Source organism: Streptomyces showdoensis (assembly GCF_039535475.1).
Classification (GTDB): domain Bacteria; phylum Actinomycetota; class Actinomycetes; order Streptomycetales; family Streptomycetaceae; genus Streptomyces; species Streptomyces showdoensis.
Genome location: NZ_BAAAXG010000026.1, coordinates 3,137,677 through 3,161,337, shown reverse-complemented (window position 1 = coordinate 3,161,337; position 23,661 = coordinate 3,137,677). Strand labels below are relative to the sequence as shown.

Here is a 23,661-nt window from a genome sequence, read left to right as displayed (position 1 = left end):
CACGCTCAGGCGCCGGAGGCGGCCCCTTCGGCGGGCCGGTGCGCGCGGCCCTCGCCGCCGTCGCCCTCGTCGTCGCCGGCCGTCTCGCCGTTCAGGTCGCGGGCCATCAGGGTGGCGCCGGCGACCGCGCCCGGCATCAGCAGGACGGCGACGAACGGGACGAGGAAGGCGAGGGTGAGGGGGACGCCGAAGCCGAGGGCGGCCATCCGGCGGCGGCGCAACAGGCCCAGCCGCTCCTTGAGTTCGACGCCGCGGCGCTGGAGCGCGACCGCGGTCAGCTCCTCGGTGAGGAAGAAGCCGGAGACGCAGAAGCCGATCGCGGGGACGACCGTCTGGCCCACCACCGGGATGAACCCGGCCGCGAAGAGCAGGACGCCGTAGAGCGCCACCCGGGCCAGCACCCGCAGGCTGTCGCGGGCCGAGATCCACAGGTCCTTCCAGAGCGGCAGCCCGGACTCGGGCGCGTCGCCGCCCTGGCTGCGGTCGACCTCCTCGGACAGCGACTCGTAGAAGGGCTGGCCGACCAGGAGCGTGACGGCGGTGAAGGTGATCACCGCGAGGAAGAGCCCGAGCGCGAAGACCAGGAAGGTCAGCGTGCCCCGGAACACGCCCTGCCACGGCGAGCCCCAGTCGTCGGCGAAGGGGGTGGCCCAGGCCGTCAGGTCGTCGGCCCCGTAGAAGAGGCCGACGAGCGCCCCCACGTAGAGGACGAAGGTCACGAGCCCCGGCAGCAGCCCGAACCCGAACCACCGCCCGTGCCGGCCGACCCACTTCTGACCTTGCAGCAGGTAACCGAATCCCGCCCCGAAATCGCGCATGGTGATCACCCTAACGGCGGTCGGCCCGAGGCCCTCTTGTTGTTCCCGAGTTGAGACGGTAGACCCCTCCGTAATGATCACCGGGCCCAGTCACGGAGGTTCGCACGCATGGCACGACCCCGTTCCGTCCTGATCGCCACGACCTGCGCCGCGCTCGGAGCGCTGGTCCTCACCTCGCTCCCGGCGAGCGCGGCGCCGCCGGGCCCGCCGGGGCCGAGGCCCCTTCCCGTACGGGAGGACGGCGGGCCGGAGTCCGCGGCGGCGCGGCTGCCGCGGGCACCCGTCGCCGCGGAACCGGTCGCCGCCCTGCGCGCGGACGCCGGCTATCCGCGCCGCACGGCCCTGACCGTGCCGCCGGTGGACCCGGCCGACAGGTCGCTGAAGCTGGGGCTCGCCCCGTACCACGCGCTCGCTCCGCGGCTCAACGCCCTGCAGCGGGTGGGCGACCGGGTGAGCGTCGAGGTCGCCGGGCGCTCGGCCGGCGGGCACGAGCTGTACCTGGTGACCGTCACCGCGCCGGAGTCCGCGTCGCAGGCCCGCGAGCAGGAGCGGATGCGCGAGCGGATCGAGAACGCGCCCGCCGCGGCGGCGAAGGACCCCCGGATCAAGGCCGCGTACAAGACGCCGGTGTTCATCAACAACAACATCCACGGCAACGAGTGGGAGGGCACGGACGCGGCCCTGAAGCTCATCGAGGAGCTGGCCCGCGCCACCGACCGCAAGACCGCCGGGCTGCTCGCGCACACCCGGATCTACCTCAACGTGACGGCCAATCCGGACGGGCGGATCGCCGGCACCCGCGCCAACGCCGACGGCTTCGACCTCAACCGCGACTTCGTGACCGCCTCCCAGCCGGAGGCGCGGGCGATCCGGCGGATCGCCATCGACAAGCAGCCGGCCGTGATGCTGGACCTGCACGGCTACGTCAACGGCACCCTGATCGAGCCGACCACCCCTCCGCACGGCGAGAACTACGAGTACGACCTGTTCCTGAAGAACTCCTACGCCAACGCGCTCGGCATGGAGAAGGCCGTCAACGGCCTCGGCTACACCCCGGCGAAGGACGGCGTGGAGCCCGCGGTCATCCCGTTCCGGGACATGCCGGAGGGCTGGGACGACTGGCCGCCGATCTTCACCCCGCAGTACATGCCGTTCCAGGGCGCGGTGGCCGCGCACACCATCGAGTTCCCCATGGCGGTGAACAACGAGGAGTACGACACGCTGCCGGTGACGGAGCTGCGCCGCCGCTCGGCGATCAACGTGGCCGTCGCGGGCGCGGCGATGCGGGCCGCCCTGGACTACACGGACGCGCACCGGGCCTCGGTGCTCGCGGACCAGATCGAGACCTTCCGGCGGGCCGCGGCGGGCGAGCCGCAGCGCCCGGTGTCGGAGAAGACCGTGCCCGGGGTGCCGGGGATCGGCCCGGAGGACGTCTACACGACCACGTTCCCGCGGGCGTACGTGATCCCGGCCGGCCGGTCCCAGCGGTCGGCGGTCGCGGCGGCGCGGCTGGTGGACCACCTGGTCGCCAACGACGTGCGGGTCGGGCGGGCGAAGGACGGCTCGTACGTGGTGGACCTGCGCCAGCCCAAGCGGGGCATCGCCAACGTGATCCTGGCGGACGGCCGGGACATCAGCGCGGACGTGTCGACGATGTACGACATCTCCGGGTGGAGCCTCGGGCTGCTGTGGGGCGCGACGGTGCGCAGGGTGGAGCGCGGCCCGGTGCCGGCCGTGGTGCGCACGGTGCACGCGGCGGCGCCGACCGGTTCCGTGGCACCGCACGGGGACCTGCTGCTGCGGCTGGACGACCCCAAGGAGCTGGTGGCGGTGAACGCGCTGCTGGCACGGGGGGGTCGCGGTGCGCCGGACGGCGGGCGGGGCGGCGGTCGTGCCGGGTTCGGCGCGCAAGGCCGCCCGGGAGCTCGCGGAGCGGTACGGGGTGGTGTTCCGGGCCACGAAGGAGCGGGGCGCGGCGCCGCTGGCGCGGACCCGGGTGGTGGCCTCGGCGTCGGCGGGCGAGCTGTTCGCGCTGCGGGAGATGGGCTTCGCGGTGGTGCCGGTCTCGGCGGAGCGCCTGAACGCGGGCTTCCGCTGGGCGGCCGGGGACGTGCTGTACGTGTCGCGCGGGCTGGACTGGGCGGAGCTGTCCCCGGCGGCGCGGGCGGCGCTGCGGGCGAGCCGGGCGGGCGTGGTCGCCGTCGGGGCGGACGGGGCCGCGTTCAACGCGGCGGCGGGGCTGCTGGCGGCCACGGCCGTCGCGGGCAACGCGGACGCGAACGGAGTGGTGGCGGTCCGCGGCGCGGGCTCCCCGCTGACCTCGGGCGCCCCGGGGCACGCCTTCGTCTACGCGCCGCTGTGGTTCACCGGGCTCGGGGCGGGGGTGCGGACGGACCTGTCGTACGCGCCGGTCGCGCCGCTGGTCTCGGGGCACTGGCGGGCCGGGGCGGACGGCCGGGGCGGTCCGGCGGACGCGGCCGGGCGGGCCGCGGTGGTCAGCGGCCGGGCCGGGTACGGCGCGCCGGTGGTGCTGATCGGCACCGAGCCGCTGTTCCGTGACCACCCGAAGGGCTCGTTCGCCCTGGTGGGACGGGCTCTGCTGGCCCGCTGACGCGGCGCGCGGGAACGCGTGGAAGAGGGCCGCACCTCGGTCGGTCGGGGTGCGGCCCCCTCACTACGGTATCCCGTGATCAGACCGCGAGCTCCACCGTGATGTTGCCGCGGGTCGCCTTGGAGTACGGGCAGACCTGGTGAGCCTTCTCGATCAGGCTCTTGGCGGTCTCGGCGTCCACGTTCGGAATGGTCGCCGAGATCTTCACGATGATGCCGAAGCCCTCGTCGTTCTTGCCGATGCCCACCTCGGCGGTGACCGTCGAGCCGGACACGTCCGCGTTCTCGTTGCGGGCGACGACGCCCAGGGCGCCCTGGAAGCAGGCGCTGTACCCGGCGGCGAAGAGCTGCTCGGGGTTGGTGCCGGCGCCGGAGCCGCCCATGGCCTTGGGCGGGTTCACGACGACGTCGAGCTGGCCGTCGTCGGTGGCCACCCGGCCGTCGCGGCCGTTCTCGGCGGTCGCGACGGCGGTGTACAGGACATCGGAGTGCTGGATGGACATGCTGATGTCTTCCTTCTTCGTTCGCCGCGACTCGCGCCCACGATCGCGACGGCTGAGGGAAGACTAACGGGTCAGCGAGACGATCATCTTTCCGGTGTTCTCGCCGCGGAGCAGGCCGAGGAAGCCGTCCACGCCGTTCTCGATGCCCTCGACGAAGGTCTCGCCGTACTTCAGCTCGCCGGAGCGCAGCCAGCCGCCGACCTCCTGGACGAACTGCTGCTGCATCCCGTAGTGGTCGCCGACGAGGACGCCCTGGAGGCGGAGCCGCTTGCCGATGATCATGGCCATGTTGCGCGGGCCGGGGACCGGCTCGGTGTCGTTGTACTGCGCGATCATGCCGCAGATGGTGGCGCGGCCGTGCACGTTGAGCGAGGAGATCGCGGCTTCCAGGTGGTCGCCGCCGACGTTGTCGAAGTAGACGTCGATGCCGTCCGGGGCGGCCTCGCGGAGCTGGTCCTTGACCGGGCCGTTCTTGTAGTTGAAGGCGGCGTCGAAGCCGAGCTCCTCGACGAGCCACTTGACCTTCTCGTCGGAGCCGGCCGAGCCGATCACCCGGGAGGCGCCCTTGAGCTTCGCCATCTGGCCGACCTGGCTGCCGACGGCGCCGGCCGCGCCGGAGACGAAGACGGCGTCGCCCTCCTTGAAGGAGGCCACGTCGAAGAGGCCGGCGTAGGCGGTGAGGCCGGTCATGCCGAGCACGCCGAGGTAGGTGGAGAGCGGGGCGAGCTCCGGGTCGACCTTGGTGGCGTGCTGGGCGGGCACCTCCGCGTACTCGCGCCAGCCGAGGCCGTGCAGCACGTGGTCGCCGACGGCGAAGCCCTCGGCGTTGGAGGCGACGACCTCGCCGACCGCACCGCCGTCCATGGGGTGGTCCAGCGCGAACGGGGGAATGTAGGACTTGACCTCGTTCATGCGGCCGCGCATGTACGGGTCGACGGAGAAGTGCAGGTTGCGCACGAGGACACGGCCCTCGGCGGGCTCGGCGACCGGGGTCTCGCGCAGGGCGAAGTCCGCGGGCACGGGCCAGCCGTGCGGACGGGAGACGAGGTGCCACTCACGGCTGGACGCGGGCAGTGCGGACATCGGCTGAGCCTCCTAGAAATGCTTCATGAACTGAAACAACCATGCGCCTCAATATTTCATGTTGTCAAGTATCGGAGTACGATGAACCCATGCCCACCAGACGCACGGACCCTCTGACGCTGGAAGTCGTGGAGCTCATCGGCACGGTCGTGGCGCGCTACCACGACGAGTACGAGGAGGCCGCCGCCCAGCACGCCCTCACCGGCGCCCAGGCCCGCGTCCTCGGCCTGCTCTCGCTGGAGCCGACACCCATGCGGAAGATCGCCGAGAAGCTCAAGTGCGAGCCGTCCAACGTGACGGGGATCATCGACCGCCTGGAGTCCCGCGGCCTCGCCGAGCGCCGCCCCGACCCCGCCGACCGCCGGGTCAAGGTGGCCGCCCCCACCGAGGAGGGCCGCGACGTCGCCCGCCGCCTGCGCGAGTCGCTGCACTTCGCCCGCGAGCCGCTCGGCGAGCTGACCGAGGCCGAGCGCACACTCCTGCGCGACCTCCTGAGGCGGATGCTCGGCACGGCGTAAGCGCACGACGTCAGCGCACGGCGTAAGCGCACGACGTCAGCGCACGGCGTAAGCGCACGACGTCAGCGCACGGCGTCAGCGCACGGCGTCACCGCACGACGTCAGCGCACGACGTCAGTGCACGGCGTCACCGCACCGCGGGGCCGCGCGGCGCACCGCACCGCGGGGCCGCCCGCACCGCCTTACACGCACCACCACAGGAAGCGGGTGCACGTCGGCGTCGGGCTCGGCGAGGAGCTGGGCGTCGCGCTCGGCGTTCCCGTGCCCGTGGTCGGCGCCGGGCCGCTCGCCGTGGGCGAGGCGCTGCCGGAGGCCGTGGCGGAGGGCGTGCCGCCCGGGGCCGGGGAGCCGGTGGACGTCCGCGGCGAGGGGCCGCCGGACCCGTCCCCCGAGCCCGTACCGGAGCCGGAGCCCGTTCCCGTACCGCCGGCGGGCGCGCCGGAGTCACCGGAGCCGCCGGAGCCCCCGCCGGCAGCGCCGTCGTCGCCCGGGCCCTGCGAGGCGTGGCCCGTGGGCGTCGGGCCCGCGGAGTCGGGCTGCTCGACCGTGCCGGGGTCCTCGGACCGCCCGGTGCTCTCCGAAGGGGTGGGCACGGCGGGATCGAGGGGGGTCTCGACGACCTCCTCCTCCCGCACGGCGGTGGCCGCGCCGCCCCCGTCGGGCTCCAGGGCCAGGCGCGCCATGCTCAGCGCCCCCGCCGCGAGCACCAGCCCCAGCGTGCCGAGCAGGACCGTCCGTCCCCGCCGCGAGCGCGCCCGGCGGCCGCCCTTGCCCGCGCCCCGCGCACCCCGGCGCGCCGCGGCCCGCCCCCGAGCGGGGCGCGGCGGCTCCAGGAGGTCGAGCTCGAAGGCGTCGCCGAACTCCGGCTCGGCGGCCGGCGGGGGAACGTACGCCGGCTCGGCGATCGGATGGGGGGCGCGGTACCGCAGCTCCTCGGCGGGGGTCCCGCAGCCGGCACAGGCCAGGGCGCCGTTGAGATGCCGTCGGCACTGGTGGCAGTAGTCCATGGCGCCCGCAGGCTATGCGCCCCATGGACACGACAGATAGCCACGGACGTGAGGATCCTGTGAGGAAACCGCAGGTCGTGGGCGTGCCGTCGCTAATCTCCCCCTTCGGGCAGGATGGGCGCATGACCCCTGCCGCCCCCTTTGGACCGTACGAGTTCCAGCTCGTCCTGCTCCGCCGGATGGCCGACCACCAGCCGGGGCTCGTCGAGGACGCGCTGCGCGAGCTGGGCGCCACCCACGGCGTGATGCGCGAGGCGAACAAGCGCTGGCAGGCGCGGGCGCACGCCCCGCGCGGACCGGGCGAACTCGACCGCTACCGCGCCGCACTGGGCGAACCCGAGGCGCGCCTGGCGATCCCGGGCTTCCCCGCCGGCCACCAGGCCTGGACGTGGCCGGTGCCGCTCTGGCCCGAGCTGCGGTTCACGGTCGCCGTCGGCCCGCGCCGCGCCGTCTGGTCCCGGGCGCTGACCAGGGCGCCGGGCGCCCCCGTACCCGAACTGGGCACCGCGGCCGACCTGCTGCCGTGGCGGTGCACGATCGACGAGGTCTACGCCGCCTTCCGGGACGCCCGGGCCCGCGAGCAGGTCTCCCCCGCGCTCACCCGGCTCGACTTCACGCTGCCCGACGGGTCCGCGTGCGCGGCCGAGTTCGCCTGGGGGCTGCTCCAGCGGCTGCTGCCGGTGGAGCCCTGACCCGGCCTGACCCCGTGTCACCGACCCCCGGCGCCGCTCCACCCCCGGGCGGCGCAGCCCAACGCGCGCCCGGGCCGGGGCGGCAGCACGATGCGAACAGGACCGCGCTCCGCGCACCCCTCGCCCGTGCCAGCACCGCACTCCGGAGGAACGCCGTGACCGTCAGCCTTGAGCAGCTGCGCCGCTGCCATGTCGCCGTCGACCTGGGAGCAGCCCGCACCCGGGTCTTCGTCAAGGGCGCCGGACTCGTCGTCGACGAGCCGTCCGTCGCCGCCGTGAACACCCGCACCGGAGCGCTGATCGCCGTCGGCGCCCTCGCCGAGAAGATGACCGGCCGCACCCCGGACTACATCCGGGTGGTCCGCCCGGTCTCCGGCGGCACCGTCGTCGACATCGAGATGGCCCAGCGGATGCTCCGTCACCTGCTCGGCGACAAGCTCCGCCGCCAGCTGCGCCGCAAGCCGCGGCTGCGCGCCGCCGCCTGCACCCCGCACGACAGCGACCCGCTCGCCCAGCGCGCCGCCGTGGAGACCCTGGTCGGCCTCGGCGCCCGCCGGGTCGAACTGGTCGACACCCTGATCGCGGCGGCCGTGGGCTGCGGACTCCCGGTGGAGCAGCCCACCGCGACCATGATCATGGTGTGCGGGGCCGCCACCACCCAGGTCGCCGTGCTCTCGCTCGGCGCCATCGTCACCGCCGAACGCGTCCCGGTCGGCGGCGACGCCATCGACCACGCGGTCATCCAGCACCTGCGCCACCAGCACGAGCTGATGCTGCCCAGCCAGTCGGTGCGCCCGCTGCAAGTGGCCCTGCACGGCAACGGCCTGACGCTCCAGGGGCCGACCTACACCGAGATCCACGGCCGGGACGTGGCCACCGGCCTGGCCCGTTCGGTGACCGTCGACACCGCCGCCGTGCGGGAGGCCATCCAGACCCCGCTGACCGCCGTGCTCGACGTCATCGGCAAGGTGCTCCGCGACTGCCCGCCCGACCTGGTGGCCGACCTCGCGGACCGCGGCATCATGATGGTCGGCGGCAGCGCCCTGCTGCCGGGCCTCGACCAGATGCTGCGCGAGGCCACCGGGATGCCGGTGCACATCGCCGAGCGGCCCGACATCTGCGCCGTGCTGGGTCTGGGGGCGATGCTGGAGGGCAAGATCCAGCCGCTCGTCCTCGACCCGCTGGCCGAAAGCGAATAGTCGGCGGGCGGGTGTTTTGTACGACAATGAACCCATGTCGATCATGGACGAGCAGGGGGACGGGCGGGGCGACGGGCACGGCGCGCACGCCGACGGGCCCGCCGACGCCTCCCCGGTCCCCCGGCTGCCCATGCTGCTCGAAGCCGTCCTCGGCGTCGGCAGCGAACTGGAGCTGCGCTCCACCCTCCAGCACCTCGTGGAGACCGCGACCCAGCTGACCGGGGCCCGCTACGGGGCGCTCGGGGTCGTCGACCCCGAGCGCCGGACCGTGACCGAGCTGTACACCTCCGGCCTCAGCGAGGAGCAGCGGGGGCGCATCGGCCGGCTCCCCGACGGGCACACCGGGCTGGTCGGCGTGCTCGTCCAGGAGGCCCGGTCGGTGCGGCTCGACGACGCGGCCGCCGACCCGCGCTCCGCCGGCGTGCCCGAGGGGCACCCGGAGACGAACGCCTTCCTCGGCGTGCCCATCCGGGTGCACACCGAGGTGTTCGGCAACCTCTACCTCACCGAGAAGCGCGAGGGCCCCTTCACCGAGGAGGACCACAGCCTGCTGCGCGTCCTCGCCTCCCAGGCGGGCATCGCGATCGGCAACGCCCGGCTGTACGAGACGGCCCGGCAGCGCGAGCGGTGGATCGAGGGCGCCGCCGCCGTCACCACGGCGCTGCTCGCCGGCGAACCCGCCGAGAACGCCCTGATGACCGTCGCCGAGCGGGCCAGGCTGCTCGCCGACGCCTCCGCCGGCGTGGTGCTCCAGCCCACCGAGGAGGGCGGCATGGAGATCGTCGCCGCCTCGACCACCGACGACCCCGGCGACCTGGTCGGCACCACGATCGCCCCCGGCTCCCCCGTCCTGGTCCAGCTGCTCGGCGGCGAGCCCGTCTTCATCGAGGACTCGTCGACCGACCCCCGGATGACCACCCACGTCCGCAGCCGCTTCGGGCCCTCGATGATGCTGCCGCTGCAGAGCGGCGGGAAGCTCATCGGCACCCTCGCCCTGCCCCGGCGGCGCGGCGGCCGCCCGTACACGGCGGTGGACCGGCTGCTCGCCGCCCAGTTCGCCTCCCAGGCGGCCCTCGCCCTGGTGCTCGCCGACGCCCAGCACAACCGGGAGCGGCTCGCCGTCTACGAGGACCGCGACCGGATCGCCCGCGACCTGCACGACCTGGTCGTCCAGCGCCTGTTCGCCACCGAGATGATGCTGGAGTCGACCCGGCGCCGGGCGGGCGAGTCCTCCGACGAGAACGCGCTCCTCGGACGGGCGGTCGACGAGCTGGACTCGACGATCCAGGAGGTCCGCACGACCATCTTCGCGCTCCAGCAGCCGCCGGCGGACGCCCCGACCTCGTTCCGCGGCCGGGTGCTGCGGGAGACCGGCGGCGCGGCGGCGCTGCTCGGCTTCCAGCCCTCCGTCCACTTCTCCGGCGCGGTCGACACCCTCGCCGACGAGAGCTCCGCCGACCGGCTGCTCGGCGCCCTGCGCGGGGCGCTCGCCGCCGCCCACCGCCGCCCCGGCGTCCGGGCCGTCACGGTGGAGGTGACGGCCGGCGAGGCCGGACTGCGCCTCCACGTGGAGGACGACGGCACCCCGCCCACGACGCTCGACTGGCCCTGACCCGTACGGCGTACCCCCGCGCGCCCCGCCGCCCTCTCCGGATCTTGACTGGGAGCGTGGACACCGAAGCGAAGATCCCCGCGGCCGCCTACCGCAACCTGGCCATGGCGACCATCGGCTTCACCCTCACCTTCTGGGCCTGGGACCTGATCGCCCCGCTCGCCAGCTGGTACGGGGACCGGCTCTCCCTCAGCTCCTTCGAGCAGTCGCTGCTCGTCGCCGTCCCCGTCCTGGTCGGCTCGCTGGGCCGGATCCCGGCGGGGGCGCTCACCGACCGGTACGGCGCGCGGCGCATGTTCCCGCTGGCGGCGGCGCTGACCATCGTGCCCGTGCTGCTCCTGACCGTGGTCAAGGACTCGTACGGCCTGATGCTGGCCGTCGGCTTCCTGCTCGGCCTCGGCGGCACCACCTTCGCCATCGGCATCCCGCTGGTGAACTCCTGGTTCCCGCCGGCCAAGCGCGGCTTCGCCCTCGGGGTCTTCGGGATGGGCATGGGCGGCGTGGCGCTCTCCGGCTACTTCACCCCGCGGATCGCGAAGCACGGCGAGAACCTGCCCTTCCTCGTGGTGGCCGTCGCCCTCGCCGTGTACGCCGTGCTCGCCGCCCTGCTCATCACCGACCGCCCCGACCGGCCGGTCCCCTCCGCCTCCCTCGCCCACCGCCTCGGCGAGGCCGGGCGGCTGCGGGTCACCTGGGAGCTGTCGGCGCTCTACGCGATCGGCTTCGGCGGCATCGTCGCCTTCGGCGTCTACCTGCCGACGTACCTGAAGACCTGGTACGAGCTCGACCCGACCGACGCGGGCACCAAGGCCGCCGGATTCGCCCTGGTGACGGTGGTGTTCCGGCCCATCGGCGGCTGGCTCTCGGACCGGATCCACCCCGCCCTGGTGACCTCCGCGGCGCTCGGCGTCGTCGCGCTCCTCGCGATCGTCCAGGCCTTCGACCCGCCCCTGAACCCCGGCGGCACCACCGCCCTGCTCCTGATGGCCGCGGGCCTCGGCACCGCGAGCGGCTCCGTCTTCGCCCTCGTCTCCCAGGTCACCCCGCAGGCCCAGGTCGGCAGCGTCACCGGCATCGTCGGCGCGACGGGCGGCCTGGGCGGCTTCGTCCCGCCGCTGGTCATGGGCGCCATCTACAGCGCCAAGGGCTCGTACTCGATCGGCTTCATGCTGCTGTCCGACCTGGCCCTGGCGGGCTGCGTCTACGCGTACGGCCGCATGCGGAACGTCCGGCCCGAGGGCGAAGGACCGCGGCCCGAGGTGAGCAAGGTCGCAGCGCGCCGCCCCTGACGCCTGGGCAGAATGCCACCATGAGCGCCCTGTTGCCCGCCCTGGCGGCCGCCTCCGACCGGCCCGCCCTGCGCTTCGGCGCGGACACGCTGACCTACCGGGAGCTGGCCGGCGCCGCCGGAGCCCTGGCGGAACGGATCCGCGACGCCGGCCGCGTGGCCGTGTGGGCCACGCCCACCGCGGAGACGGCCGTCGCCGTGGTGGCGGCCCTCCTCGCCGGCGTCCCGGCCGTCCCCCTCAACCCGCGGATCGGCTCGCGCGAACTGGTCCACATCCTCGACGACAGCCGTCCCGGCATGCTGCTGGCGGGCGGCCGGGACCTGCCGCCCGAGGCGGCGGTCCTGCCCAGGATCGACGTCGACGTCCGGGCGGCCGGCCGCCCCGCGCGGCCGGCCGCGGAGGACCCGGAATCCCCCGCCCTGATCGTCTACACCTCCGGGACCACCGGCCCGCCCAAGGGCGTGGTGCTCTCCCGCCGGGCCGTCGCCGCCTCCCTCGACACCCTGGAGGAGGCCTGGAAGTGGACCGGGGACGACGTGCTCGTGCACGCCCTCCCCCTCTTCCACGTGCACGGCCTGATCCTGGGCATCCTCGGCCCGCTGCGCCGCGGCGGCGAGGTCCGGCACCTGGGCGCGTTCTCCGTCGAGGGGGTGGCGAAGGAACTCGGCGACGGCGGGGGCACGATGCTGTTCGGCGTCCCGACCATGTACCACCGCATCGCCGAGGCGCTCCCCCACGACCCCGCCCTGGTCCGGGCGCTGGCCGGCGCCCGGCTCCTCGTCTCCGGCTCGGCCGCGCTGCCCGTGCACGACCACGAGCGGATCACGGCGGCGACGGAGCGGACGGTGATCGAGCGCTACGGCATGACCGAGACGCTCATGAACACCTCGGTCCCCGTCGGCTCGCCCCCGCGCCCCGGCTCGGTCGGACCGCCGCTGCGCGGGGTGGAGCTGCGCCTGGCGGAGGAGGACGGCTCGGTCCTGGACGCCCGGGACGGCGAGACGGTCGGCGAGATCCAGGTGAAGGGCCCGAACCTCTTCACCGCCTATCTGAACCGCCCCGACGCCACCGCGGCGGCCTTCACCGACGACGGCTGGTTCCGCACGGGCGACATGGCGGTGCGGGAGGCCGACGGCTACCTCCGGATCGTCGGCCGCAAGGCGACCGACCTCATCAAGAGCGGCGGCTACAAGATCGGCGCGGGCGAGATCGAGAACGCGCTGCTCGAACACCCCGGGGTCCGCGAGGCGGCCGTCACCGGCGAACCCGACCCCGACCTCGGCGAGCGGATCGTGGCCTGGGTGGTCCCCGCCGACCCGGCCCGCCCCCCGGCGCCCGAGGCGCTGGCCGCCCACGTCGCGACCCTGCTCGCCCCGCACAAGCGCCCGCGCGAGGTCCGCTTCCTCCCGGAGCTGCCCCGCAACGACATGGGCAAGATCCTCAAGAAGGCCCTCCCCGGGACGCCCGATGCCTGAACGGCTCACGGCCCGCCGGACGATCGCCCTGGTCACCGACGACTTCATGCCCGCGTCCGGTCCCCCGCCCGCCCAGGCGCCGGACGGCCCCCTCGCCTGGAGCGGCTACGACGCGTCCCGCGCCCGCGCCGCCGAGCGCACCGGCGAGGACGAGTCCGTCCTGTACGGCACGGCGACCGTGGGCGGGCACCCCTGCGTGCTCGTCGCCTTCGAGTTCGGCTTCCTCGGCGGCTCCCTCGGCCGGACGGCCGGGGACCGCCTGGTCGCCGCCTACCGCGCGGCGGCCGAGCGCCGGCTGCCCCTGGTCTCCCTGGTGGCGACCGGCGGCAGCCGCATGCAGGAGGGCATGGTCGCGCTGACCCAGCTCCAGCGGGTGGCCGCCGCGGCGGTCGGCCTCCGGAGGGCGGGCGTGGCCCATGTGACGGTGCTCCGCGACCCGTCGACGGGTGGCGGCTGGGCCACGGTGGGCGCGGGCGCCGACGTGGTCCTGGCCCTCCCCTCCGCCCAGGTCGCCTTCGCCGGCTCCCGGGTCCGCCCGGCGGACGCCGACCCGGCCGCGTACACGGCCGAGGACCAGCACGCCCACGGCCACGTGGACGCCCTGGTCCCCCCGGAACGCCTCCGGGGGACGCTGGCCCGGTGGCTGCGCCTGCTGAGCCCGGCCGGCGCCCCCGGCGAGCCGCCGGAACCGCCCCGCGCCCTGGGCTCCCCGGCCCTCCCCGCGTCGGGCTGGGACGCCGTGCACCGGGCCCGCGGCACGGACCGCCCGAGGGCCACGGCGTACCTGGACGCGTACTTCACCGAACGGGCCGTGATCCGGGGCGACCGGGCGGGCGGCGTGGACCCGGGCGTGGAGTGCGGCTTCGGCCTGCGCGACGGACGGGTGATCGCGTACGCGGCCCAGCACAACGGAGCGACCCGCCCGGCCGGGTTCCGCACGGCGGCCCGCCTGATCAGGCTGGCCGACCGGCTGGGCATCCCGGTCCTGACCCTGATCGACACTCCGGGCGCGGCCAACGACGCCGAGGCCGAACGGGCGGGCGCCGGACCGGCCATCGCGGAGGCGTTCACGGCGATCGCGGAGGCCCGCACCCCCGTCACGTCCCTCCTGGTCGGCGAAGGCGGCTCGGGCGGCGCGCTGGCGCTGGCGGCCCCCGGCAACACCTGGACCGTCCCCGACGGCTACTTCTCCGTCATCGCCCCCGAGCTCGCCGCGCAGATCCTCAAACGCGAGCCGGACCGCGTCCCCGAGACCGCGGAGCACCTCCGGATCCGCCCCCAGGACCTGGTGGAACTGGGCGTCGTGCGCGGGATCGTGCCCCCGTCCCCGTCCCCCGGACAGCACGAAGCCCCCTCGCGAGGAGGGGGCTAAGCGCCGGTACAGGTGACGATCAGCCGTTGTCGCCCGTGCAGATGCTGAAGTCCTCACAGACGACGACGGTGTGGTCCACGACCGTCACCACGTTGGTACCGTCGCCCTCGTCGCCGTACCCGTGGGCGAGGGCCGTGCCCGAACCCGAGAGGACGACGGCGGCGGCCAGAGCGGCCGTGGCGATGAACTTGCGCATGAAAACCTCCTGACGAGCGGAGTTGCTCGACCGGAGCCTCTCGGGGGCATAGGCCCACGGCAAGCGCACGCGCCCTGTCCCGGGTGCGGGATGACCCGTTCGGGCGGCGCACTCGCTACTTCACGCCCACCGCCCGGATGATCTCCTGCGTGACGGATCCGCCCCGGTCGTCCCGGGCCCCGGCCCGCAGCGAGACGGACCTGGCGCCGCGCGGAACCCGCAGTTCACCGCGGAGCGAGCGGTCGAGCCCGACCGGGGTCCAGGTGGCCCCCTCGTCGTAGGAGACCGCGAGCGAACCGCCGCCGATGCGACCGGTGCCGGTCGCGCCCTTCACGTACTCGGCGAAGATCCGCACGGGCACCCGGGACCCCGCCCGGACGTCGCCGACGAGGTCGGTGGGCAGGTCGAAGCCGAGGTTGATCAGCGGCAGGTAGGTGACCCGGTCCCCCGGGGTCTCGGCGGACCGGAAGGTCCACTCGGCGTGCCCCTTGGTGCCGAGCCGCCAGCGCGCCGGGTCGAGGGCGGTGTCGGTGACGACCTTGTACGCGGCCTCCTCGGCCGGCGCGTCCCAGGCGTAGGCGCCGGAGCTCTGCTTGCGGTCGACGCGGACGCCGTTCACGTACACCTCGGTGTACTGGGTCATGGAGTCGTCGCCCCACACATTGCCGAAGCCGGTGTGGTCGGACCCGGAGTCGCCCCAGCCCGGGGTGTTGAACCGCAGGTCGTTGCCGCTGCGCTGCTGGCCCCAGCCGAGACCGGTGCCGAGCCAGGGGTGCCAGACCGGCTTGAACCACTCCAGCTCGGTCTCGCCGCCGCCCCGGTAGACGGACTGGCCGCCGCGCTGCTCCAGGGAGTCGCCGAGGTCGACGGACTCGTGCCAGCGCTGTCCGGTGCCGGTGGAGACGTAGTCGGTGCGCTCGGTGGGGAAGGCGATCCACTCCTTGAAGCCGAAGCCGATCCGGAAGGTGTCGGTGAGGGAGTACCGGAACTCGCCGCCGAGCTCCTTGCGGGCCGTCGGCATGTGGAACGTGGACCGGATGGTGGCCAGTTCCTTGCGCCCGGGCCGGAACACCAGGTCGGTGCCGATGGCGCCGGGGTGCCCCTCGGAGAGGTCGTACGTGTACGGGGTGAAGCGGGTGCCGGTCAGCTCCAGCGCCGTCCCGCGGCGGGCGGCGGCCGCGAGCGTGCCGGCGTCGGCGGTGTTCAGGGTGGCGACGGCGAGCGGCCGGTCCTCGTAGTCGGCGGTGCCGAACCAGGCCATCAGGCGGCCGGGCCGGTCGTCGGTGACGAACAGGGCCTTCGCGCCCGCGTCCTGGGCGGTCTGGGCGAGCGCGACCGTGTCGGCGCCCTCGGTGCGGCGGACCAGGACGGCCTTGCCGGCGACGTCCTTGCCGGCGTACTCGGCGGCGGTGCCGGTGCCCGCGTCGACGACGCGGAGCCGGTGGCGGCCCTCCAGGAGGGTGGCGCCTGCCTGCGCGGTGACGTCGGAGAGCCGGGCGCCGCCCGCCGAGGCCTCCAGCATCGGCTTGCCGAGCCGCCAGACCGTCCGGTACTCGAAGCTGCCGGTGGCGGGCTTCGCGGTGGGCGCGGCGAAGATCGAGTCGTAGGCGGCCGGGACCTGGACGGCGCCGCCGTAGGAGGCCCCGTTGGCCTGCCGGTCGAACTCCATCAGGAGCTGCCGGGTCTCGGTGCGCCGCTCCACCTCGGCGCGGATCTCGCGCAGCCGCCGCCCGTCGAGGGTGATCTCGCGGTCGCGGTCGAGGGCGATCTCGGGCTCGGTGAGGAAGCCGAGGCCGAGGGAGTCCTTCCCGTGCGAGCCGCGCACGTCGAGGAAGGTGTCGACGGTGTACGTGCCGGGCTTCAGGCGCAGCCGGAGGGTGCCGGACTCGTCGACGGCGGCCGGGAAGGGGTCGCTGTCGGCGGTCAGCCGCTGCACGCCGAGGTGGGCCGGGGCGGGGCGGCCGTCGCGGTCCTTGACGTGGACGGTGAGGGTGTAGCGCTCCTCCTCCTTGACCAGGCCGAGCGCGGTGTGGGCCACGACGGTGCCGCCGGTGCGCGCGGTGATCCGGCCGGAGCTGGTGCCGACGGGGGCCTTGGTGCCGTCGCCGGTGACGGTGGTCGCGGCGGTGCCGTGGGCCGGGACGGTGAGGGCGGCGTCGGCGAGGACGGCGGTGCCGTCGGGCATGCCCTCGACGGCGAGGTCGAGGCGGACGGGCGCGTCGGAGGAGTTGGTGTAGGTGACGGTCCTCGTCACGGGCTTGTTCGCCTCGTAGGGCCAGGAGGAGAAGCCCAGGTCGGCGGAGCCGGTGGCGGTGACGTTAGCGGAGATCGCGGCGGCGACGTCGACGCGGCCGGCGCCGAGGTCGTAGGCGGAGTCGGCGAGCGTCTTGGAGCTGGACATGAGGGCGTTCTTGAGCTGGGCGCCGGTCCAGTCGGGGTGCTTCTCGGCGAGCAGGGCGGCGACGCCGGCGACGTGCGGGGTCGCCATCGACGTGCCGCTCATGGAGGTGTAGAGGCCGCTGCCCGGGAGGAGTCGGGAGCGGGCGGCGAGGATGCCGACGCCGGGGGCGGAGAGGTCGGGCTTGAGGCCCTGGTCCCCGTAGCGGGGGCCCTTGCTGGTGAAGTAGGCGGCCTCGTCGGCGGAGTCGACGGCGCCGACGGTGAGCGCGGAGTCGGCGGCGCCGGGCGAGCCGATGGAGCCGGGGGCGCCGGAGTTGCCGGCGGCGATGACGAAGAGCGCGCCGGTCTCGGCGGACAGCGCGTTCACGGCCTGGGCCATGGGGTCGGTGCCGTCGCTGGCCTCCTGCGAGCCGAGGCTCATCGACACGATCTTCGCGTCGACGTCCCGGGCGGCCCACTCCATGCCGGCGATGATCTGCGACTCGCTGCCGGAGCCCTCGTCGCTGAGGACCTTGCCGACGGCGAGGGCGGCACCGGGGGCGACGCCCTGTTCCTTGCCGGCGGAGCCCGCGCCGCTGCCGCCGACGGTGGAGGCGACGTGGGTGCCGTGGCCGTTGCGGTCGGCGACCTCCTGGCCCTCGATGAAGGAGCGGGTCTCGCCGACCCGTCCGGCGAGGTCGGGGTGTCCGGCGTCGACGCCGGTGTCGAGGACGGCGACCTTGACGCCCTTGCCGGTGAGACCGGCCGCCCAGGCCTCGGGGCTGCCGATCTGGGCGTTGGAGTCGGCCATGGCGGCGGTCACCCTGGCGTCCAGCCAGACCTTGACGGGGCCCGCGGACCGCCGGGCGGGGGCGGTGAACTCGCGCCAGAAGGCGCCCGGTTCGGCGAGGGTGACGGCGGCGCCGCCGATGCTGGGCAGCGCGCGGACCGTCTCGGTGCCGCGCGGGGCGACGGCGGCGGCGCGGGCGCCCCTGCCGCCCCCGTGGGTGACGATCAGCGGGAGTTCGCCGGTGATGCCCTGCTCGACGAGGCCGGTGACGTCGAAGAGGCGCCGGTCGAGGACCCCGGACTCCAGGTAGGGCCGGGCCTCGTCGGGTATGACGGTGACCCTGCCGTTCACGGTCTCGCTGCGAACGGCCCCGGTGGCGCCCGGGGCCCGCTCGACGGTGACGGTGCGCCGCCCGTCGCCGAGTTCGGTGAGGGTGACGCGGTCACCGGTGACGAGGGTGACGGTGGCGGAGGCGGACGCCGCGGCGCTCCGGAAGGTGTCCGGCACGGCGGGTTGCGCAGCCCCGGCGGGGGTCTGGCCCACCGTGAGCAGCACCAGGGAGAGCCCTGCGGCGAGCAGGCCGGCTGCCCTTCCTCCTGCGGAAGGTCTGATCACGACACACTCCTCGGGCGCCCGGGGGAAGGGGTGGTTCCGGGCGTCGCGAGGAGTCTGGTCCGCGGGGCGGGAGTTGACCCTCGCCGCGGCTGGCGGCTATGTGCCGTGGCGGCCAACCGCCAGTTCGGACAAGGGGGCTGTACGCGCCGACCCGGACGGACGGGACGGCGGGACCGTCCGCGCCGGACCGGGCCGCCGGGGCCGTGCCGGGCGTGGCCGGTCACGCCGGACCGGGCCGCGCGAGCCGTGCGCGCCGGGCCGGGCAGGGCCTGGCCGCGCCGGGGCCGCCCGCTCCGGACCCGGCCGCCGGGGCCGCTCAGGCCGTGGGGTTCTCCGCGTCGTACCGCCGGAAGCCCTTCGCGTACAGGGCGAGGAGACCGATCGCGAGGACGCAGGCGAGGCCGCCGCCGGTGACGGCCACGGCCGGGGAGGTGAGGTCGGCGACGGAGCCGGCGAGGAAGTCGCCGAGCCGCGGGCCGCCCGCGACGACCACGATGAACACGCCCTGCAGCCGCCCGCGCATCTCGTCGGGGGCGGCGACCTGCATCATCGTGTTGCGGAAGATCATCGAGACGGTGTCGGCGTACCCGGCGACGGCGAGCAGCAGCAGCCCGAGCCAGAGGTTGCGGGTGAGGCCGAAGGCGGCGATGGCGGTCCCCCAGGCCGCCACGGAGAGCAGGATCGCCTGCCCGTGGTGCCGGATCCGCCCCTGCCAGCCGGACAGCACCCCGCCCAGCAGCGCGCCGAACGCCGGTGCGGCGACCAGGAGTCCGGTGGTGCCGGCGTCCCCGCCGAACCAGAGGACGGCGACGGCCGGGAACAGCGCGCGCGGGTGGGCGAGGATCATCGCGCAGAAGTCGGAGAAGAAGGTCATGCGCAGGTTGGGGCGGGTGGCGAGGAAGCGCAGCCCGTCGAGGACGGAGGCCCGCTTGGCGCCCGTGCGGTCCGGCAGCATCTTCGGCAGCCGCCACATCGCGTAGAGGGAGGCGGCGAAGGCGAGGACGTCGATGGTGTACGCGGCCTGGTAGCCGGCGAGTCCGACGATGAGGCCGCCGAGGCTGGGGCCGACGAGGGTGCCGAAGGTCGTGGTCATCGCGTTGAGCGCGTTGGCGGCGCGCAGCTGCTCGGGGGGCAGCAGGCGGGGGATCATCGAGCTGCGGGCGGGCGCGTTGAGCGCGGCGCAGACGGCCTGGAGGGCGACGATCCCGTACAGGAACCAGACGTTGCGGAACCCGGCGAAGGCGGCCGCGGCGAGGGCGGCGGAGAGCACGGCGGAGCCGCCGGCCGAGGCGAGGCCCAGCTTGCGCCGGTCGACGGTGTCGGCGATGGCGCCGCCGTACAGGCCGAAGACCACCAGCGGGATGAGCGCGAAGAGCCCGACCAGGCCGGCCGAGAACGTCGAGCGGGTGATGGCGTAGACCTGGAGCGAGACGGCCAGGGTCGTCATGCCCTGGCCGACCCAGGTGACGCTGTTGCCGAGCCAGAGCCGGCGGTAGTGGACGGAGGTCCGCAGCGGGGTGAGATCGGCGAAGACCCGGGGCCGTTCGGGGGCCTGGACCTCGCTCACGCGACGTCGGCCGTGATGTCGTACCGGAGCTCGGGGCGCGCCCAGTGGATGCGGCCGGAGGGCGGGATCGTGCCGGTGCGGCGGGCGCCGGTGCGCAGGTAGAAGTCCTCGGCGGGCGGATGGGCGACGACCCGGACCGAGCCGAGCCCGGCGGCCCGCGCCTCCCCGAGCATGTGCTCCACGAGCAGCCGCCCGACCCCGCGCCCCTGGGCCTCGTCGGCGACGAAGGCGAGGTCGAGCTCCGCCTCGTCGAGGAGCAGCGCGTAGAAGCCGAGCACCTTGCCGTGGGCGTCGACGGCGACGTACACGGGGTGGTGCTCGACGTACGGCCCGCCGACGACGTACCCGTCGACCATGGCGGCGTAGTCGCCCCGGTAGGCGCCGGACTTCCGGACGAGTTGGGTGAGGCGCTTGGCGTCGTCCGCCGTGGCACGCCTGAGGGTGATGTCGACCATGGGGCGAGTATAGGGGCGTTGACGGGATTGGCTCCTTACATTTATGTGAAGCTTGAAGGGAGGGGAGCCCACGGGCTCAGCCGGACCCCTCACCGGCTCCCGACGCCGCCCCCGCCCCCTCGCACACGGACGGTGCCGGGACCAGGAGCGCCCCGGCACCGGGGCGGGCGGGCAGCACGCCGCCGCGCCGGAAGGCCGTGCCGAAGTCCGCCTCGCCGAGGGCCGCGCGGGCCGCCGTCCCCGTGCGGTCGACGTCGCCGCGTTCCGCCGGAGGCAGCGGCGCGCCCGTGGCCCGGCGGAGCTCCGCCGCCGCGCCGAGGAGCAGCGCGGCGGACCGGGCCCGGCCCGCCGGGACCTGCGCCGAGGCCAGGCCCTCCAGGGCCAGCGCGACCGCCCGCGGGTCACCGGAGGCGGCCGCCCTCGCGTACCCCCGCTCCTGCAGCGCCAGGGCCTCCGCCGTCTCGCCGCGGGCCAGCGCGACGAAGCCCAGCTCGGCCAGGACCAGCGCGTTGGCGCAGTCGAGGCCGACCTCGCGGTGCCAGTCGAGGACCTCCCGCAGATGCCCCTCGGCCTCCTCCGCCCGGCCCTCGCGGCGCGCGCCGAGCCCGAGCCCGAGCACCGCGTTGATCTCGCCCGCGCGGAAGCCGACCTCGACGGCCCGTTCCCGGGCGGCCGAGTGGTAGGCCCGCGCCTCCGCCAGGTCCCCGCGCAGCAGCGCCGTGCGGCCGATCCCGGTGAGCAGATCGGGCAGCTCGGTGGTGAGTCCGAGGCCCTCCGCCTCGGCCAGCGCGGCCCGCTTGAGGCCGTCGGCCCGCTCGTACCGCCCGCGGATCTCGGCGACGGCCGCCCGCGGGTACACCGTCCAGAGCCGGGAACAGGCGTCGCCCACCTCGGCGAAGAGCGCGTCCGCCCGCTCGGCGTCCGCCTCCGCGCCCGTCACGTCGCCGCCGAGCAGCCGCTGCACGGAGCGGTCCGCGAGCGCCGCGGCCTCGCCCCACCGGTCGCCGGCCGCGCGGAACCCGTCGAGCGCCGCGCCGGTCAGGCCGCCGCCCTCCGGCCGGCCGCCGGTGCCGCAGAGCGCGTGCGCGAGGAACCAGCGGGCCCACGGCCGGCCGGCCGGATCGCCCACCGCGTCGAACCCGGCGAGCACCTCGGCGATCCGCCGCTGCCGGTCGGCCCCGTCGCCGCCCATGATGGCGAGACCGGTGCGCCAGACGGCCACGCGGGCACGGAGGGCGGGGAGACCGGGGAAGGCGGGGAAGGCGGGGAGGTCGGGGACTGCAGGGAGGTCCGGGAGGGCGGGGAGGCCGGGGAAGGCGGGGAGGTCCGGGAGGTCGGGGTACGCGGAAGGAGGAGGGGCGGCCTGTGGTTCCCCGGCCGACCGCAGCGCGGCGGTCGCCGAACGCAGGGCCTCGCCGAGCCGCCCGCGCATGATCCAGTACCAGGCGAGACCGTCGACGATGCGCAGCGCGGCCCCGGCGGCCGCCGCATCGGCCCCCTCCGCCGGCGCCCGCTCCAGCGCCCGCTCCAGGGCCGCCCGCAGGTTCGGCGTCTCCGCGTCGAGGCGGCCGAGCCAGGCGCGCTGGTCCGGACCGTGGAGGGCGGGGCGGGCGGCCTCGGCGAGGCGGGTGTAGTACGCGAGGTGGCGGGCCCGCACGGCGTCCCGCTCGCCCGCGTCCGCCAGCCGCTCCAGGCAGTACGCGGCGACCGACTCAAGCAGCCGGTAGCGCGGCCCGCCCTCGCCGTCGACGGCCACCACCAGCGAACGGTCCACCAGCCTCACCAGCAGCCCGAGCACCTCCCCGGCGGCCACGCCCCCGCCCGCGCAGACCTCTTCGGCGGCCGGCAGGGTGCAGCCCTCCGCGTGGACGGCGAGCCGGCGCAGCACGACCCGCTCCGGTCCGCTCAGCAGGTCCCAGCTCCAGTCGATGACCGCGCGCAGGGTCTGCTGCCGGGCGGGCGCGCCCCGCTGCCCCGCGTCGAGCAGCCGGAACCGGTCGTCGAGCCGTTCCAGGAGCCCGTTCACCCCGAGGGCCCTGACCCGGGTCGCGGCCAGTTCCAGGGCGAGCGGGATGCCGTCGAGGCGGCGGCAGATGCCCCGGACCGCCTCCCGGGAGGCGTCGTCGAGGACGAAGCCGGGCGCGGAGGCGGCGGCCCGGGCGGCGAACAACTCGACCGCGCCCTCCGCGTCGAGCGGCTCGACCGCCCAGAGCGTCTCGCCCGCCAGCGCCAGGGGCTCCTGGCCGGTGGCGAGCACGGTGAGGCCGGGCGCGGTGCGCAGCAGCAGTTCGACGAGGGCTGCGGCCTCGTCGACGACGTGCTCGCAGTTGTCGAGGACGAGCAGCGTCCGCCGGCCGCGCAGTACCTGGGCGAGCCGCTCCCCCGCGCCGGGCGGGCGCCGCCCCTCGGGCCCGGCCCCGCGGACCCCGTCGTCGCGCAGTTCGAGCGCGGCGGCCACGACCTCGGCCAGCTCCCCGCCCGCCCCCGCGAACTCGACGAGCCAGACCCCGTCGGCGTACTCCGCGCCGAGCCCGCCGGCCGCCTCCAGGGCCAGCCGGGTCTTCCCGACGCCGCCGGGCCCGGTGAGCGTGACGAGCCGGCGCTCCCGCAGCAGCTCCCGCACCTCGGCGACGGCCGCGTCCCGCCCGACGATCCCGGTGAGCGGTACGGGGAGGTTGCCGCGCGCGGGGCCGGGTGCGGCCCGTTCCGCCGCGGCCGACAGCGCGGGGTCCTGGCGGAGCATCGCGGCGTGCAGGGCGGCGAGTTCGGGGCTGGGGTCGAGCCCCAGGTCCTCGGCGAGGAGGGCGCGCAGCTCCTCGTAACCGGCCAGCGCCTCGCTCTGGCGCCCCGCGCGGTACAGGGCCTTCAGCTGCACGGCCCGCAGCCGCTCGCGCAGCGGGTGGCGGGCGACGAGCTCACCCAACTCCCCCGCCAGGGCGTGGTGTTCGCCCACCTCCAGGCGCGCCTCGGCGAGCGTCTCCCGCACGACGAGCCGCTCCTCCTCAAGGCGCTCGGCGGTGGCCCGCACGAACGGCTCCGCGACCCCGTCGGCGAGGTCGGCGAAGGCCGGTCCGCGCCACAACTCCAGCGCCTCGGAGAGGAGTTCGATCCGCCGACGCGGATCCTCCGCGACCCGGGCGGCGCCGGAGAGCCCGGCGAACCGCTCCGCGTCCAGGGCCCCTTCGGGGACGAGGAGCGCGTAGCCGGGGGCGCGGGTGACGACGAGCTCCCGCCCGCCGGGCTCGGCCTCCTCCAGGGCGCGCCGCAGCTGGGAGACCTTGGCCTGGAGGGCGCGCGGCGGGTTGCCGGGCGGCTCCTCGCCCCACAGGGCGTCGACCAGCCGGTGCACGGCGACCGGCCGGCCGGCCTCGGCGAGCAGGACGGCGAGCAGGGCGCGCACCTTGAGCTCCGGGACCCGGACCGGCCGCCCGTCCGCCGTCCGTACGGCCGTCTCCCCCAGCACCCCGAATCGCATGCGGCC

At 75.4% G+C, this 23,661-nt stretch carries 16 protein-coding genes and 1 pseudogene; 8 read left to right on the top strand and 9 right to left on the bottom strand.

Features of this window, described 5'->3' with window-relative positions; all coding sequences use genetic code 11:
- Positions 1–5: 5 nt before the first annotated feature.
- Positions 6–818 (bottom strand): EI24 domain-containing protein, encoded by an 813-nt coding sequence (locus tag ABD981_RS27250; RefSeq protein ID WP_123955162.1) that lies wholly within the window; start codon positions 816–818, stop codon positions 6–8.
- Positions 819–926: 108 nt separating this feature from the next.
- Here ABD981_RS27250 and ABD981_RS27245 point away from each other — a divergent pair.
- A pseudogene (locus ABD981_RS27245) lies at positions 927–3,429 on the top strand (M14 family zinc carboxypeptidase).
- A gap of 79 nt (positions 3,430–3,508) precedes the next feature.
- Here the strand turns inward: ABD981_RS27245 and ABD981_RS27240 are convergent.
- Positions 3,509–3,931 (bottom strand): organic hydroperoxide resistance protein, encoded by a 423-nt coding sequence (locus ABD981_RS27240; protein ID WP_046911604.1) that lies wholly within the window; start codon positions 3,929–3,931, stop codon positions 3,509–3,511.
- 63 nt (positions 3,932–3,994) lie between these two features.
- Positions 3,995–5,014 (bottom strand): NADP-dependent oxidoreductase, encoded by a 1,020-nt coding sequence (locus ABD981_RS27235; RefSeq protein ID WP_046911603.1) that lies wholly within the window; start codon positions 5,012–5,014, stop codon positions 3,995–3,997.
- Positions 5,015–5,103: 89 nt separating this feature from the next.
- Between ABD981_RS27235 and ABD981_RS27230 the strand changes: the two genes are divergently transcribed.
- On the top strand, positions 5,104–5,532 hold the full coding sequence (locus tag ABD981_RS27230; RefSeq protein ID WP_046911602.1) for a MarR family winged helix-turn-helix transcriptional regulator: 429 nt from the start codon (positions 5,104–5,106) through the stop codon (positions 5,530–5,532).
- 182 nt (positions 5,533–5,714) lie between these two features.
- Here the strand turns inward: ABD981_RS27230 and ABD981_RS27225 are convergent, their stop codons facing one another.
- Positions 5,715–6,539 carry an SCO2400 family protein gene (locus ABD981_RS27225; RefSeq protein WP_046911601.1) on the bottom strand — a complete coding sequence of 275 codons (825 nt, stop codon included), beginning with the start codon at positions 6,537–6,539 and terminating at the stop codon, positions 5,715–5,717.
- A 122-nt stretch (positions 6,540–6,661) separates the two neighbouring features.
- On the opposite strand from ABD981_RS27225, the gene ABD981_RS27220 reads away from it, so the two are divergent.
- The 6 genes from ABD981_RS27220 to ABD981_RS27195 all read left to right on the top strand — a co-directional run bounded on the left by ABD981_RS27220 (position 6,662) and on the right by ABD981_RS27195 (position 14,178).
- Positions 6,662–7,231, top strand: coding sequence for a hypothetical protein (locus ABD981_RS27220; RefSeq protein ID WP_046911600.1), 570 nt, complete (start codon positions 6,662–6,664; stop codon positions 7,229–7,231).
- A 155-nt stretch (positions 7,232–7,386) separates the two neighbouring features.
- The gene (gene mreB / locus ABD981_RS27215; RefSeq protein ID WP_046911599.1) at positions 7,387–8,430 is read left to right on the top strand and encodes a rod shape-determining protein; all 1,044 of its coding nucleotides are present in this window, start codon (positions 7,387–7,389) and stop codon (positions 8,428–8,430) included.
- 34 nt (positions 8,431–8,464) lie between these two features.
- Positions 8,465–10,042 (top strand): GAF domain-containing protein, encoded by a 1,578-nt coding sequence (locus ABD981_RS27210; RefSeq protein ID WP_382748333.1) that lies wholly within the window; start codon positions 8,465–8,467, stop codon positions 10,040–10,042.
- Between the two features lie 104 nt (positions 10,043–10,146).
- On the top strand, positions 10,147–11,331 hold the full coding sequence (locus ABD981_RS27205; RefSeq protein WP_046911615.1) for an MFS transporter: 1,185 nt from the start codon (positions 10,147–10,149) through the stop codon (positions 11,329–11,331).
- Between the two features lie 20 nt (positions 11,332–11,351).
- Positions 11,352–12,806 carry an acyl-CoA synthetase gene (locus ABD981_RS27200; RefSeq protein ID WP_046911598.1) on the top strand — a complete coding sequence of 485 codons (1,455 nt, stop codon included), beginning with the start codon at positions 11,352–11,354 and terminating at the stop codon, positions 12,804–12,806.
- Positions 12,799–14,178, top strand: a complete 1,380-nt coding sequence (locus tag ABD981_RS27195) for a carboxyl transferase domain-containing protein (RefSeq protein WP_046911597.1) — start codon at positions 12,799–12,801, stop codon at positions 14,176–14,178. The genes ABD981_RS27200 and ABD981_RS27195 overlap by 8 nt, the downstream gene beginning before the upstream one ends.
- A gap of 19 nt (positions 14,179–14,197) precedes the next feature.
- Here the strand turns inward: ABD981_RS27195 and ABD981_RS27190 are convergent, their stop codons facing one another.
- The 5 genes from ABD981_RS27190 to ABD981_RS27170 form a co-directional block, all read right to left on the bottom strand.
- Complete coding sequence (locus ABD981_RS27190; RefSeq protein ID WP_165591031.1) at positions 14,198–14,374, bottom strand: hypothetical protein; 177 nt, start codon at positions 14,372–14,374, stop codon at positions 14,198–14,200.
- A gap of 115 nt (positions 14,375–14,489) precedes the next feature.
- Positions 14,490–18,158, bottom strand: a complete 3,669-nt coding sequence (locus ABD981_RS27185; RefSeq protein WP_123955158.1) for a S8 family serine peptidase — start codon at positions 18,156–18,158, stop codon at positions 14,490–14,492.
- A 316-nt stretch (positions 18,159–18,474) separates the two neighbouring features.
- Entirely contained in the window at positions 18,475–19,725 is a 1,251-nt protein-coding gene (locus tag ABD981_RS27180) for an MFS transporter (protein ID WP_205628100.1), read from the bottom strand.
- Positions 19,722–20,180: a GNAT family N-acetyltransferase gene (locus ABD981_RS27175; RefSeq protein WP_046905724.1), complete on the bottom strand. Its 459-nt coding sequence runs from the start codon at positions 20,178–20,180 to the stop codon at positions 19,722–19,724. Before ABD981_RS27175 ends, ABD981_RS27180 begins: the two co-directional genes overlap by 4 nt.
- Positions 20,181–20,256: 76 nt before the next feature.
- A complete protein-coding gene (locus ABD981_RS27170) occupies positions 20,257–23,655 on the bottom strand; it encodes an AfsR/SARP family transcriptional regulator (RefSeq protein WP_123954117.1) in 3,399 nt (1,132 codons plus the stop codon).
- Positions 23,656–23,661 lie beyond the last annotated feature (6 nt).

Coding starts and splice junctions, on each gene's coding strand:
- ABD981_RS27250 (WP_123955162.1), bottom strand. CDS start 818: ATGCGCGATTTCGGGGCGGGATTCGGTTACCTGCTGCAAGGTCAGAAG.
- ABD981_RS27240 (WP_046911604.1), bottom strand. CDS start 3,931: ATGTCCATCCAGCACTCCGATGTCCTGTACACCGCCGTCGCGACCGCC.
- ABD981_RS27235 (WP_046911603.1), bottom strand. CDS start 5,014: ATGTCCGCACTGCCCGCGTCCAGCCGTGAGTGGCACCTCGTCTCCCGT.
- ABD981_RS27230 (WP_046911602.1), top strand. CDS start 5,104: ATGCCCACCAGACGCACGGACCCTCTGACGCTGGAAGTCGTGGAGCTC.
- ABD981_RS27225 (WP_046911601.1), bottom strand. CDS start 6,539: ATGGACTACTGCCACCAGTGCCGACGGCATCTCAACGGCGCCCTGGCC.
- ABD981_RS27220 (WP_046911600.1), top strand. CDS start 6,662: ATGACCCCTGCCGCCCCCTTTGGACCGTACGAGTTCCAGCTCGTCCTG.
- ABD981_RS27210 (WP_382748333.1), top strand. CDS start 8,465: ATGTCGATCATGGACGAGCAGGGGGACGGGCGGGGCGACGGGCACGGC.
- ABD981_RS27205 (WP_046911615.1), top strand. CDS start 10,147: ATGGCGACCATCGGCTTCACCCTCACCTTCTGGGCCTGGGACCTGATC.
- ABD981_RS27200 (WP_046911598.1), top strand. CDS start 11,352: ATGAGCGCCCTGTTGCCCGCCCTGGCGGCCGCCTCCGACCGGCCCGCC.
- ABD981_RS27195 (WP_046911597.1), top strand. CDS start 12,799: ATGCCTGAACGGCTCACGGCCCGCCGGACGATCGCCCTGGTCACCGAC.
- ABD981_RS27190 (WP_165591031.1), bottom strand. CDS start 14,374: ATGCGCAAGTTCATCGCCACGGCCGCTCTGGCCGCCGCCGTCGTCCTC.
- ABD981_RS27175 (WP_046905724.1), bottom strand. CDS start 20,180: ATGGTCGACATCACCCTCAGGCGTGCCACGGCGGACGACGCCAAGCGC.
- ABD981_RS27170 (WP_123954117.1), bottom strand. CDS start 23,655: ATGCGATTCGGGGTGCTGGGGGAGACGGCCGTACGGACGGCGGACGGG.